Source organism: Ensifer sp. ZNC0028 (assembly GCF_000799055.1).
Classification (GTDB): domain Bacteria; phylum Pseudomonadota; class Alphaproteobacteria; order Rhizobiales; family Rhizobiaceae; genus Ensifer.
In genome coordinates this window covers 19,579-32,022 of the sequence record NZ_JTLA01000043.1, presented here as the reverse complement: position 1 = coordinate 32,022, position 12,444 = coordinate 19,579, and the positions used below count along the sequence as shown (strand labels likewise).

Annotated in this window: 12 protein-coding genes; 9 read left to right on the top strand and 3 right to left on the bottom strand. The window is 63.8% G+C overall.

Annotation, left to right across the window (positions count from 1 at the left end):
* The coding region (locus L981_RS10900; protein ID WP_043615163.1) for a PLP-dependent aminotransferase family protein at positions 1-1,375 on the bottom strand (1,375 nt) is incomplete at its 3' end.
* A gap of 159 nt (positions 1,376-1,534) precedes the next feature.
* Between L981_RS10900 and tauA the strand changes: the two genes are divergently transcribed.
* The 8 genes from tauA to pta all read left to right on the top strand — a co-directional run bounded on the left by tauA (position 1,535) and on the right by pta (position 10,109).
* Positions 1,535-2,551: a taurine ABC transporter substrate-binding protein gene (gene tauA, locus L981_RS10895; protein ID WP_043615160.1), complete on the top strand. Its 1,017-nt coding sequence runs from the start codon at positions 1,535-1,537 to the stop codon at positions 2,549-2,551.
* 84 nt (positions 2,552-2,635) lie between these two features.
* The gene (locus L981_RS10890) at positions 2,636-3,448 is read left to right on the top strand and encodes a taurine ABC transporter ATP-binding protein (protein WP_043615157.1); all 813 of its coding nucleotides are present in this window, start codon (positions 2,636-2,638) and stop codon (positions 3,446-3,448) included.
* The gene (locus tag L981_RS10885) at positions 3,441-4,268 is read left to right on the top strand and encodes an ABC transporter permease subunit (protein WP_043615155.1); all 828 of its coding nucleotides are present in this window, start codon (positions 3,441-3,443) and stop codon (positions 4,266-4,268) included. The genes L981_RS10890 and L981_RS10885 overlap by 8 nt, the downstream gene beginning before the upstream one ends.
* A gap of 117 nt (positions 4,269-4,385) precedes the next feature.
* Entirely contained in the window at positions 4,386-4,766 is a 381-nt protein-coding gene (locus L981_RS10880; protein ID WP_156134049.1) for a nuclear transport factor 2 family protein, read from the top strand.
* 18 nt (positions 4,767-4,784) lie between these two features.
* The gene (locus L981_RS10875) at positions 4,785-6,185 is read left to right on the top strand and encodes an FAD-binding oxidoreductase (protein ID WP_052201737.1); all 1,401 of its coding nucleotides are present in this window, start codon (positions 4,785-4,787) and stop codon (positions 6,183-6,185) included.
* A 34-nt stretch (positions 6,186-6,219) separates the two neighbouring features.
* Positions 6,220-7,995 carry a sulfoacetaldehyde acetyltransferase gene (gene xsc, locus L981_RS10870; protein WP_043615150.1) on the top strand — a complete coding sequence of 592 codons (1,776 nt, stop codon included), beginning with the start codon at positions 6,220-6,222 and terminating at the stop codon, positions 7,993-7,995.
* Between the two features lie 75 nt (positions 7,996-8,070).
* On the top strand, positions 8,071-9,108 hold the full coding sequence (locus tag L981_RS10865) for a YeiH family protein (protein ID WP_043615147.1): 1,038 nt from the start codon (positions 8,071-8,073) through the stop codon (positions 9,106-9,108).
* Positions 9,108-10,109, top strand: a complete 1,002-nt coding sequence (gene pta / locus L981_RS10860; RefSeq protein ID WP_043615144.1) for a phosphate acetyltransferase — start codon at positions 9,108-9,110, stop codon at positions 10,107-10,109. The genes L981_RS10865 and pta overlap by 1 nt, the downstream gene beginning before the upstream one ends.
* 115 nt (positions 10,110-10,224) lie before the next feature.
* On the opposite strand, the gene L981_RS33275 is transcribed toward pta, so the two are convergent.
* Positions 10,225-10,938 carry a TetR/AcrR family transcriptional regulator gene (locus tag L981_RS33275; protein WP_082005980.1) on the bottom strand — a complete coding sequence of 238 codons (714 nt, stop codon included), beginning with the start codon at positions 10,936-10,938 and terminating at the stop codon, positions 10,225-10,227.
* Positions 10,939-10,950: 12 nt separating this feature from the next.
* On the opposite strand from L981_RS33275, the gene L981_RS10850 reads away from it, so the two are divergent.
* Positions 10,951-11,436, top strand: a complete 486-nt coding sequence (locus L981_RS10850; protein WP_043615141.1) for a hypothetical protein — start codon at positions 10,951-10,953, stop codon at positions 11,434-11,436.
* A 71-nt stretch (positions 11,437-11,507) separates the two neighbouring features.
* Here the strand turns inward: L981_RS10850 and L981_RS10845 are convergent, their stop codons facing one another.
* Positions 11,508-12,425 (bottom strand): LysR family transcriptional regulator, encoded by a 918-nt coding sequence (locus L981_RS10845; RefSeq protein ID WP_043615138.1) that lies wholly within the window; start codon positions 12,423-12,425, stop codon positions 11,508-11,510.
* Between the last annotated feature and the right edge of the window lie 19 nt (positions 12,426-12,444).

Below are 12,444 nucleotides of genomic sequence, written 5' to 3'. Positions count from 1 at the left end.
GGCAGGGCTGGTCGCTTCGGGGGAAGAAGGGCGAGCCGGATTCGACCAGCACGCCGTCCTGCCGCAATTCGCTGACCAACCGGTCGGCGTCGAGCCCTTCCGGTCCCTCCATCCAGAAGGACGTGCCGCCGAAGGTCGAGGAGCCTGCGACTTTCAGGTTCGCCCTGCGCAGGGACTCGGCCATGATCACATGGCGCTTATGATATTCGGTCCGCATGCGGTGGAGCACGGCGTCATAATGGCCGAGCGCCAGGAAATAGGCCGCGGTGCGCTGAAGATGCCCGGGCGGATGACGCAGCATCAGCGAGCGAAGAGCGCGCGCCTCGCGAATGAAGGGAGCAGGTGCCACGAGGTAGCCGAGCCGAAGCCCGGGAAACAGCGACTTCGAGAAGCTGCCGATGTAGAGCACCCGACCCGACGGATCGAGCGCCTTCAGCGCCGGCGAGGGCGGGGCGAGGTAGCTGATCTCGAATTCGTAGTCGTCCTCGACGATGACAAAATCCCGTTCTTCCGCGGCCTGCAGCAGCTGCGTTCGTCGGTCGACCGGCATGGTCGCGCCGGTCGGCGAATGATGGCTCGGGGTTACGAAGACGGCATCGACTTTTTCCGGCAGGGCATCGGGCGACAGGCCCTCGCCATCAACATCGACGGTCGTGACATCCGCACCGCTCAACAGCAACGAGGCGCTGATATCGGGATGGCAAGGGTTTTCGCAGACGGCGGCGGAGCCCTTCTCCAGGATCAATCGAGTCACGATCCAGAGCGCATTCTGCGCGCCGACGGTAACGAGGATTTCGTCCGGCGTGGCGTGGATGCCGCGGCGCGGCAGCGTGCGCGAGCAGATATAGTTCACCAGCCGCACGTCGTCGGCCGCAGCAAAGTCGCTCGCCATCAGCACGAAGTCCTCGCGCGCCAGAGCCCGGCGGGCGCAGTCGCGCCAGGCATTGAGATCGAACAGCGTCGGATCCATCTGGCCGTAGAGGAAGGGGAACGGGTAGCGCCGCCAGTCAAGCGGCTTGGCAACCTGGCGCACGACGCCGAAGCTCATCTTGATCTTACGGCTCCAGTCGACCGGATTGGAGCCGGCGGATGGACGCTCCCCCTCCACATCCATGCCCGGCGGATTGCCGGAGATGCGATAGGAGCTGCGGTTGACCGCCTCGACGTAACCCTGGTTGATCAGCTCCTGGTAGGCGAGCGTCACCGTGATGCGCGAGATCCGCAGATAGTCGGCGAGCTTGCGGCTCGACGGCAGGTGCGCGCGCGGCTGCACCCGTCCGGCGAGCACGGCCGAAACGACCGTCTCGCGCAACTGCGCCTGCAGGCCGATACCGCTCTCGCGGTCGATGAAAAAAATGGTTTCTGAAACGTTCATCTGCACGGCGCCTGCTCCCCTTGGCGACGTTAAACTGGATCTATTCAACTTCCAGACTGGATATAACGCAAGCCGGATCTCGGCCTTATCGTCATCAACAAGACCGGAGAAACGGTCAGTGAATAAACAAAAGGGAATAAACAAAGAGGAGGAAGACGAATGCTACATGGACATTTCAGACGACTAGCCGCGGCGGCCAGTATAGTCGCGAGCCTCGCCGCATCCGGCGTCGCTTATGCCGAAACGAAACTCGTCGTCGGCTACCAGCAGATCGTCGGCCCGTTCGTGGCCGCCATCGCCGATGGCCGCTTCGACGCGGCCGCCAAGGAGGCCGGTTACGCGATCGACTGGCGCCAGTTCAGCTCGGCCGGAGATATCACCACGGCGCTCGCCTCCGGCGACGTGCCGATCGGCGTTCTCGGCTCGACCGGCACGGCATCTGCCGCGACACGCGGTGTCGAGCTGCAGCTCTTCTGGATCCTCGACAATATCGGCCAGTCGGAAGCACTGGTCGCCCGCGACGGTTCCGGCATCGAGACGCCGGCCGATCTCAAAGGCAAGAAAGTCGCGGTTCCTTTCGTATCGACCTCGCATTTCCACCTGCTTGTCGGCATGAACAAGGTCTGGAACGTCGATCCGCGCGAGGTGGAAATCCTGAACCTCAAGCCACCGCAGATCGTTGCCGCCTGGCAGCGTGGCGATATCGACGCCGCCTATGTCTGGCCCCCGGCGCTCTCGGAAATCCAGAAGACCGGCAAGACGATTTCCGACTCTGAAGTAATCGGCGCTGCGAGCGTCCCGACCTTCGACGGGCTGGTGGTGGACAAGGCCTGGGCCGCGGAAAACCCGAAACTCATGGAAGCCTTCACCAAGGTTCTGGCCGATGCCTATGCCGACTACAATGCCAACAAGGCGGCGTGGACGGAGGAATCTCCGCAAGTGGAAGGCATCGTCAAGCTGATCGGCGGCGATGGTCCGAGCACGGTCGAAGCTCTACGCCTGCTTTCGTTCCCGAATGCGGATGAGCAGGCCTCCGAGGTCTGGCTCGGCGGCGGCGCCACGCGTGCGCTGACCGAAAGCGCCAAATTCCTCGTCGAGCAGAAGCAGATCAGCCAGTCGCTCGACGACTATGCGCCTTACGTGAACGCCGACTTTGCCAAGGCGGCCGCGCAATAGGCTAAGCTGCCGATTGCGCCGGCCGTTGAGGAGCGGCCGGCGCACCATCATAGACCGTGACCGAGGTGCAGGGAGGCATTTCTCATGGAAACACTCAGCGTCAGAAACATCAGTCTGACCTATCCGGGCCTCTACTCGGACCAGGCGATCATCGCCCTGAAAGGCGTCAATCTTACCATCAACAGCGGAGACTTCGTCGTCGCCCTCGGTGCCTCGGGCTGCGGCAAGACGACCTTGCTCAACCTGATGGCAGGCTTCATGGCACCTTCAGAAGGTGACATCACGCTTGGCAACCACCAGGTCAATGGCCCGGGCGCCGAACGCGGCGTCGTCTTTCAGAAACACGCGCTTCTGCCGTGGCTGAACGTCATGGAGAACACTGAATTCGGCCTCAAGCTGCGTGGCGTCGACAAGGCGACCCGGCGGGAGCTTGCCACCAAGAACCTGGCACTTGTCGGCCTGCAGGACTTTCATCGTCACATGATCTATCACCTCTCGGGCGGGATGCAGCAGCGTGTCGGCATTGCCAGGGCGCTGACCTGCGATCCCGCGATGCTCCTGATGGATGAGCCGATGGCAGCGCTCGACGCGCTGACGCGCGAGACCATCCAGGAATTGCTCTTGAAGGTCTGGCAGCTCACCAACAAGATGTTCTTCTTCATCACCCACAGTGTGGAGGAAGCGCTGTTCCTCGGCTCGCGGCTGATCGTCATGTCGCCGCGCCCGGGCCGCATCACCCACACCTACGAGCTCAATTTCAACAAGCGTTTCCTCGCCGAGGGCAATGCCCGCGCGATCAAGTCCAGCCCGGAATTCATCCGCATGCGCGAAGAGGTGCTCGGCATCATCTATGGCGACGAACGTGCGTCCGGCAACCCGGAGGTGGCCCATGCTTGACAGAGTGACACGCGCCAAGCCCGTAAAGGCCGGCAAGATCTTCGGCGCGCCCGGAGACGGAAACAGCGGCCTCATCAGCTTTTCGACCACCGTCGTCATCGTCGCGCTCTGGTTCCTCGTGACCGAAGGCGGCTGGGTCAAGCCGCTCTTCCTGCCGTCGCCGCTGGCGGTCTGGGACAAGTTCATGCTGGCGATGACCGACGGCGTTTCGAACTCGACCTTGATGCAGCACACGCTCGCCAGTATCGGCCGCGTCTTCGGCGCTTTCCTGCTGGCATTGGTGACCGCTGTGCCGATCGGCGTACTGATGGGCGTCAACCGCTTCGTGCGCGGACTGTTCGACCCGATCATCGAATTCTACCGGCCGCTGCCGCCGCTCGCCTACCTGCCGCTCGTCATCATCTGGCTCGGCATCGGCGAGTTCCCGAAGGTCTTCCTGATCTATCTGGCGATCTTCGCGCCGATGGCAATTGCCGCAAGGGCGGGTGTGCGTTCGGTCTCCACCGAGCAGATCCATGCGGCCTATGCGATGGGCGCGACCCGCGGACAGGTGATCAGCCAGGTGATCATGAAGGCGGCCCTGCCGGAGATCTTCACCGGCATGCGCATCGGCATCGGCGTCGGCTGGACCACTCTGGTTGCGGCGGAAATGGTCGCGGCCAACCGGGGCCTCGGCTTCATGGTGCTGAACGCCGCCGAAAACCTCGAAAGCGATACGGTGATCATGGGCATCTTCATCATCGGCATCTTCGCCTTCGCCTTCGATCTTTTGATCCGCTACCTCGAAAAGGCGCTGATCCCCTGGAAGGGCCGCCTCTAACCGGCGACCACCTCCGACACTTCAACTGAATACGGCCTGGCGGCCTTTTGAAGACGGTCTTTCCCGTCTCCGGCGAAGCCATGCCTGACGACCAAGCCAAAGGACAGAACCATGACACTGACGGCAACCGATCTCAAAACCTTGTTCGATGCCTTCAACCGGCATGACATCGATGGGGTCATGCACTTCTTCGCCGAGGATTGCGTGTTCAACGCGGTTGGCGGCCCCGAGGTCTACGGCAACCGTTTTGTCGGTACGGGTCCGATCGCCGCTGCCTTCAGCGGCGTCTGGAAATCGATGCCGGATGCCGAATGGGCCAACCACAGCCACTTCGTGGACGGTGACCGCGGCGTGTCCGAGTGGACGTTTTCCGGCACGGCTGCCGACGGCAGTCGCATCGAGGCCGAAGGCTGCGACCTCTTCACCTTCCGCGACGGCAAGATCGTGCGCAAGCAGGCGTTCCGCAAGAACCGCCCGGTCCTGCAGCCCCGCTACTGATGGCCTGGAGCGAAAGCCATGCAACTGCGCGCCACCCCCTTGAAGCCTGTAAGGCAGCCGTTCGATCCGGCCTATGATCCCAACCACGCCCGCAGCCCCGGCACGGGAAAGGACTATGCGCCGACCTACTGGATCGGCACGGCCGGTCCGGAACCGGAGGACGACGGTCCGGTCACGGGCGATATCGATGTCGACGTCGCGATCATCGGTTCCGGCTATACCGGCCTCTCCTGCGCCATCCATCTGGCGCGCGAGCACGGCATCAGGGCAACGGTGCTCGAGGCCAATGGTGTCGCCTGGGGCTGCAGCACCCGCAACGGCGGGCAGGCGCAAATTTCCGCCGGCCGGCTGAAGCGCTCGCAATGGATCGCCCGCTGGGGCGTGGACGTTGCCCGCAAGATGCACGCGGAGATCGCTGAGGGCTTCGACCTCTTCCGCTCTCTCGTCCGCGAGCCGGAGATCGACTGCGACCCGCAGGATGGCGGCCACCTCTATATCGCCCATCGCGACAAGATGCTGCCGGCTTTGCAAAGCGAGGTCCGCGTCCTCAACGATACCTTCGGCTATCGCGCCCGGATGGTTTCGCGCGACGAGATCCACCGCGACTTCGTCCGCGACGAAGAAGCGCGCGGCGCCATGTACGAGCCCGATGGCATGGGTATCCATGCGGCAAAGCTCGCCTTTGGCTACCTCAAGCTTGCCCGCAAGCTGGGCGCCAAGGTCCATACGTCGAGCCCGGTGCTTGACTGCACCGCCAAAGGCGGCGTGCACTACCTGACGACGCCTGGCGGCACGGTGCGAGCGCGTGCCGTCTGCATTGCGACGGCCGGCTACACGTCACCAGGGATGAATGCGCTCACCCGTCACCGGCTGATGCCGATCCTGTCGAACTCCATCGTCACCCGGCCCTTGAGCGAAAGCGAACGGCAGGCGCTGAACTTCAAGACGCGCATCCCGCTCACCGATACGCGCACACTCCGCCACTACTATCGCATGCTGCCTGACGGACGCGTGCAGATCGGCAGCCGCAGCGCCATTACCGGACGCGACGCGAGCAACCCGAAGCACCTCGAACTGCTGCTCGCCGGTCTCTACCGCAAGTTCCCGGCGCTTCGCGGCATCGACATCGACTACTCCTGGTGGGGTTGGGTGGATGTCAGCCACGACATGATGCCGCGCATCTTCCAGCCGGACCCGAGCCAGCGGCTGTTCTACGCCATGGGCTATGGCGGCAACGGCGTCATGTATTCCGCCCAGGCCGGCCGGCGCATGGCGCAGATGGTCGCCGGCAAGGGCGGCGGCCTCGACCTTCCCATCTTCACGTCGCCCCTGCCGGGCCACGGGCTTCTGACGCCGTTCCGACGGCTCGGGCAATGGGGAATGTACCGCTGGTACTACCTCCGCGACGAGATCCTCTAACACTTTGAAATAATACCAGGAAAGGAACCACCCCATGAAAATGACCACCGAGGAAGCCTTCGTCAAAGTTCTTCAGATGCATGGCCTCGAACATGCCTTCGGCATCATCGGCTCGGCCATGATGCCGGTGTCGGACCTGTTCCCGAAGGCCGGCATCAAGTTCTGGGACTGCGCCCATGAGACCAATGCGGGCATGATGGCCGATGGCTTCAGCCGCGCCACCGGCACGATGTCGGTCGCAATCGGCCAGAACGGCCCCGGCGTCACCGGGTTCATCACCGCGATCAAGACCGCCTACTGGAACCACACGCCGCTTCTGATGGTCACGCCCCAGGCGGCCAACAAGACGATCGGGCAGGGCGGTTTCCAGGAAGTCGACCAGATGGCGATGTTCGAGGAAATGGTCTGCTACCAGGAAGAAGTGCGCGATCCCTCGCGTATCCCCGAGGTCCTGAACCGGGTCATCGAAAAGGCCTGGCGCGGTTGTGCTCCGGCGCAGATCAACATCCCGCGCGACTACTGGACCCAGGTAATCGACGTCGACCTGCCGGCGATCGTTCGCTTCGAGCGTCCGGCGGGTGGCCCGCAGGCGATCGCCGAAGCCGCCAAGCTTTTGTCGGAAGCGAAGTTCCCGGTCATTCTCAACGGCGCCGGCGTCGTTATCGGCAATGCCATCTCCGATAGCATGAAGCTCGCCGAGCGTCTGGATGCGCCGGTCTGCTGCGGTTACCAGCACAACGACGCCTTCCCCGGCAGCCATCGCCTCTCGGTCGGCCCGCTCGGCTATAACGGCTCTAAGGCGGCGATGGAGCTGATCTCCAAGGCCGATGTCGTTCTGGCCCTCGGCACGCGGCTCAATCCGTTCTCGACGCTTCCGGGCTACGGCATCGACTACTGGCCGAAGAACGCCTCGATCATCCAGGTCGACATCAACGCCGACCGGATCGGCCTGACCAAGAAGGTGTCGGTCGGCATCTGCGGCGATGCCAAGCAGGTCGCCCGCCAGATCCTCGAGCTGCTCTCGCCAACGGCAGGCGACACCGGCCGCGAAGAGCGCAAGGCTGCAATCCACCAGACCCGCTCGGCCTGGCAGCAGCAGCTCTCCTCGATGGATCACGAGGACGACGATCCGGGCACGGAGTGGAACGAAAGCGCCCGTTCGCGCGAGCCGAACCGCATGTCTCCGCGCCAGGCCTGGCGGGCGATCCAGGCGGCCCTGCCAAAGGAAGCGATCATCTCGACCGACATCGGCAACAACTGCGCGATCGGCAATGCCTATCCGACCTTCGAAGCCGGCCGAAAGTATCTGGCGCCGGGCATGTTCGGCCCCTGCGGCTACGGCTTCCCGTCGATCGTCGGCGCCAAGATCGGTTGCCCTGACGTGCCGGTGGTCGGCTTTGCTGGCGACGGTGCCTTCGGCATCTCCATGAACGAGATGGGCTCGATCGGCCGCGAGGGTTGGCCGGCGATCACCATGGTGATCTTCCGCAACTACCAATGGGGTGCTGAAAAGCGCAACACGACGCTCTGGTACGCCAACAACTTCGTCGGCACGGAGCTCAACCCCAACCTCTCGTATGCCAAGGTGGCCGAAGGCTGCGGCCTGAAGGGCGTTGCGGTCACTAACACGACAGCACTCACTGAAGCGCTGTCCACCGCGATCACCGACCAGAAGAAGGGCGTGACGACCTTCATCGAAGTCATCCTCAATCAGGAGCTCGGCGAACCTTTCCGCCGTGACGCCATGAAGAAGCCCGTGCCGGTCGCCGGCATCGACCGCGCCGACATGCGTCCGCAGAAGCGGGCCTGATCCCCGCTCTACCTCAAGCCCCGCCCGGTGCACCCGGGCGAGGCGAAGCTTCCCGCAGATGACCGGAACAGAACCATGACCTTCGTCGCCTCCGTCCACGAACGCTTCCGAAGCGTACCCTCCGGCTTTGCGGCCTACTGGCCGGGCTTTGCCGTCACTGCGGCCGTCGCGGTCGCCGCGCAGTTCCTCTCCGACCACTACGGCGCGCCGGCCATGCTGATGGCGCTGCTGCTCGGCATCGCCTTTCACTTCCTGTCCGAGGAAGGACGTTGCGTCGCCGGCATCGATTTCTGCGCCAAAAAAGTGCTGCGCATCGGCGTGGCGCTGCTCGGCATGCGCATCAGCGTCGACCTCCTGATCGGCCTTGGCGCAAGCACGATCCTGCTGCTCATCTCGGCCATCGCCGCGACCATCGGCTTCGGACTGCTTGCCGCAAAACTGCTCGGTCGCGGCTGGCGGCTTGCGCTTATCACCAGCGGTTCCGTCGCGATCTGCGGTGCGTCGGCGGCCATGGCGATCGCAGCGGTGTTGCCAAAGAACGAATTTTCCGAGCGCAACCTGATCTTCACCGTGCTGTCGGTTACGGTGCTCTCGACGCTTGCGATGATCGCCTATCCGATCCTCGCGCAGACCATGGGGCTGGACGCGCGCGCCACCGGCATCTTCTTCGGCGGCACCATCCATGACGTCGCGCAGGTCGTCGGCGCCGGCTTCTCGGTCTCGCCGGAGGCGGGCGAAACGGCCACACTCGTCAAGCTGATCCGCGTCACCATGCTTGCGCCCGTCGTCCTCATCTTCTCCCTGTCGCTGCGCAGGGTACCGCAGCCCGAAGGCGAAACCGGCAAGCGCCCGCCGCTGCTGCCCGGCTTCGTCGTCGCCTTCCTGATCTTTGCGGCGCTGAATTCCTTCGGCTTCGTTCCGGAGATGGTCGCCAAGGCCGGCATGGAGACATCGCGCTGGGCGCTGCTCGCCGGCATCGTCGCCGTCGGCATGCGCACCTCACTTCGCCGCGTGCTCGACGTCGGCGGCGACGCGGTCGCGCTCATCGTCGCCGAAACGATCTTCATCGCTCTCTTCATCCTCGTCGGCATTCACTATCTGGGGCACGCCTGATGAAACCGCTCGACCGCATACTCGAGGCTGCAAAAGCCGCGCCGCGCCATATCGTGCTCGCCGAGGGCGAAGACCCGCGTATTGTTGAAGGCGCCTTGCGTGCGTCTCGTGCCGGCATTGCCGCGATCACGCTCGTCGGCGACAGAAAGGTCGTCGCGGCGCAACTGCACGCCGCCGGCGGCAGCCCAGACGAAATTCGCATCGAGGATCCGGCTTCGTCTGCGCTGACTGAGCATCTTGCCATTGCCTACCACGACCTCCGGCGTGGCAAGGGTGTCGATGAAGCCGCAGCCGCCGCAGCCGTTCGCTCGGCGCTCGTCTTTGCCGCGATGATGGTGCGCGAGGATCACGCAGACGGAACGGTCGGCGGTGCGGTCGCCACCACCGCCGACACGGTGCGCGCCGCACTCCAGACCATCGGCCGGGCACCGGATGTCGGCCTGGTGTCGAGCTTCTTTCTGATGATGCTCTGCGCGCCGCATCACGAAAAGAAGGGCGCTTTCGTCTTCGCCGATTGCGGCTTGGTTGTGGATCCTGATGCCCCCGGCCTTGCCGATATCGCCGTGACCTCGGCGCGCTCCTACGAGGCGCTCTCCGGCAAGCCGGCGAAGGTAGCGATGCTCTCCTTCTCGACGGCCGGCAGTGCTGCGCATGAGCGCGTCTCAAAGGTGGTGGAGGCGACGCGGCTCGCCCATGCCGCAGCACCAGGGCTGGTGATCGACGGGGAATTGCAGTTCGACACCGCCTTCGTCGAAGCCGTCAGCGCGGCAAAGGCGCCGCAATCGGCGCTACATGGCGAGGCCAATGTCTTCGTCTTCCCCAACCTCGATGCGGCAAACATCGGCTACAAGATCGCCCAGCGCATCGGCGGCGCGACCGCCATCGGCCCGATCCTGCAGGGGCTTGCCAAGCCCGCCAACGATCTCTCGCGCGGCTGCAACGCCGACGACGTCTTCCACATAATCGCCGTCACGGTCGTTCAGGCGGGCCGAGGGCGGTGAGTCCGGTGGCGTGCTTCAAGTGCACCCGGATGGAATGCCATCGCGGTGCGCTTCACCAAGGAGCAACGCGCCTTCGACACCCGGAGCAAAGTCCGGTTGCCGCGCAGGCTGCCGATCACGGCGTCATGATGAAGGGTCGGCACGTCTCCGACGGCAAGCCATCAAGCAGCAATTTTCGGAACGCAGCGTCGACTTCGCGGGGAGGCATTTCCGGTCGCTCTTCCAGCCACCAGCGCAGAACGGCGTTGAACGTGGAGACCATGTGGCGGATCACGAGGTCGCGGGGAAGAGCGGCATGCATCGTGCCAGGAAGCGACTGGCGGAGGACGTCCGCAAGCACATCATCGACCGCATCGCGCACGATGCCGCCTCCGCGTCCGCCGGCAAGCGCGACCTGGATGTCGGCGTGTTCGGCGACATGCTCGAACAAGGCGCGGCTGGGATCCCATGCTTCTTCATGGCGTGCCGACGAGATCGCCTTGTCCTTTGCAGTCACCAGCAGATCGCGAAGACGCTCCAGACTGCGTTTCAAAAGGTCGTCTTTCGACGTGAAGTGCGCATAGAACGTCGATCGTCCGATGTTCGCCTCGGTCAGGATGTCTTCGACAGTGATCAACTCGTAGTGCTTGCGGCGTATCAAGGCGAGAAGCGCTTCATAAAGCGCCGTGCGCGTTCGGGCCACGCGTCGATCGATCGCCAAGTTTGCTCTCCTTTTTTTCCAGACGAGCGCGCGCTCCAGTCCAATTCGGTACAGGAGGTGTCCGTCTGTTTCGCAACTTTCGAACACCGTGTTCCGGATCGTGCTAGCCGCTTGTCGTCTAGTCAACATCGAGGATCAGCCATGGTTGAACTTTCCGCAACGTCGCCTCACTCTTCGCCTTTTCGAAAAGCCGGTGCCTGCGCGCTTCTCCTGCTCGCTCTGACGAGCCTGCACCACGCCTATGGCGCCTATATCTACCAAACACCGTGGCGCCTCCACATCGTCCATTTGGCCGTGCCTGCGGCGATCATCATCACAGCCGCGCTGTACGTCGGCCGGTCAAGGAGCGGGACGATGGCCGGACGTGTCGCGATATGGCTGGCGGCAGTTGTCGTGCTCGCCTTCCCGGTCGCGATGATCGGTATCTACGAGGGAGGCTGGAACCATGTGATCAAGAACGTCGCCTATTTCGGCTTTGGAACGGATGCAGCACGGTTCCTGTTTCCCGAGCCGGTCTACCGGTGGCCGGACGATTTTCTCTTTGAATTGACGGGGATTGCCCAGTTCCCGCTCGCCATCATCACCGCGCTCAACACGATCAACCTGTTGCGGCGACCCACCCGGTGATCGGACTTTAGCCGCCGGCGGCCGCGCCCTCGTGCTGGCCGCCGGCAGGGTTGCGGTAGACGCCAACGACCTCACTTTGCGCTATGCGTAGATTTGCCATCCCCTTTGATGAAATCGGCAAAGGCTGCGACCAGGTGATCGAACACGGCAGCAATCCTTGCCACCGATCTGAGATCCTCGTGGGCGACGATCCAGGTATCCAGCGACGTCACCACGATCTCCGGGAGGAGACGCTGAAGTCCTGGGTCCCTCTCTCCGATCGGAACCTGCATGATCGTGATGCCGAGGCCGGCCCGTGTCGCGGCAATGCGCGCGGGATGGCAATCCGTCCGCATCGCATAACGCATCGGGGGTAGTTCCGGCGCGGCGCTCTTGCCGATCTTCATGTCGACGAGGGAGCGATCCGGCCCAAGGACGTCGTGACTGGCGAGATCGGCCAAGGAGCCCGGCCGTCCCCGGCGCGCGATGTAGTCGGCGCCGGCGAAGAAGCCGAGCGGGATGGAACCGACCTTGCGGGCGATCAGGGCATCCTGTGTCGGCGCGAATGTTCTGACGGCAATATCGACCTCCTGGGCCAGAAGATCTGCCGGCTTGTTGCTAACGTAAAGCTCGATGGACAGGGCAGGGTGTGCCCGCCGCAGCGAGGCAAGCATCGGCGGGATCACCTCCACCGCCATGGTTTCGGAAACGCTGAGGCGCACCGTGCCGGCAATTTCGCCCGGTGCGCCGGTGGCGGCCCGGACGAAAGAATCGGACGCCAGCGACATCGCGCGCGCAGGCTCGATCAAAGCCCGCGCACTTTCGGTGGGCGTCAGGCCAGTGACCGAACGACTGAAGAGCTTGGTGTCCAGCGCCTCCTCGAGCGCGGCGATCCAGCCACGGACGGTCGGTTGCGAGACGCCAAGCCGTCGCGCCGCGCTCGACAGGCTGCCTTCTTCGATGACGGCCAGAAAGGCGCGCTGGTGGTCCCAGGAAACGAACGTGCTCATAAAAAACACACTAGCAGCT

Excerpts from the sequence above, each read along its gene's own strand:
- tauA (WP_043615160.1), top strand. The coding sequence starts at position 1,535 with ATGCTACATGGACATTTCAGACGACTAGCCGCGGCGGCCAGTATAGTC.
- L981_RS10890 (WP_043615157.1), top strand. The coding sequence starts at position 2,636 with ATGGAAACACTCAGCGTCAGAAACATCAGTCTGACCTATCCGGGCCTC.
- L981_RS10885 (WP_043615155.1), top strand. The coding sequence starts at position 3,441 with ATGCTTGACAGAGTGACACGCGCCAAGCCCGTAAAGGCCGGCAAGATC.
- L981_RS10875 (WP_052201737.1), top strand. The coding sequence starts at position 4,785 with ATGCAACTGCGCGCCACCCCCTTGAAGCCTGTAAGGCAGCCGTTCGAT.
- xsc (WP_043615150.1), top strand. The coding sequence starts at position 6,220 with ATGAAAATGACCACCGAGGAAGCCTTCGTCAAAGTTCTTCAGATGCAT.
- L981_RS10865 (WP_043615147.1), top strand. The coding sequence starts at position 8,071 with ATGACCTTCGTCGCCTCCGTCCACGAACGCTTCCGAAGCGTACCCTCC.
- pta (WP_043615144.1), top strand. The coding sequence starts at position 9,108 with ATGAAACCGCTCGACCGCATACTCGAGGCTGCAAAAGCCGCGCCGCGC.
- L981_RS33275 (WP_082005980.1), bottom strand. The coding sequence starts at position 10,938 with ATGTTGACTAGACGACAAGCGGCTAGCACGATCCGGAACACGGTGTTC.
- L981_RS10850 (WP_043615141.1), top strand. The coding sequence starts at position 10,951 with ATGGTTGAACTTTCCGCAACGTCGCCTCACTCTTCGCCTTTTCGAAAA.
- L981_RS10845 (WP_043615138.1), bottom strand. The coding sequence starts at position 12,425 with ATGAGCACGTTCGTTTCCTGGGACCACCAGCGCGCCTTTCTGGCCGTC.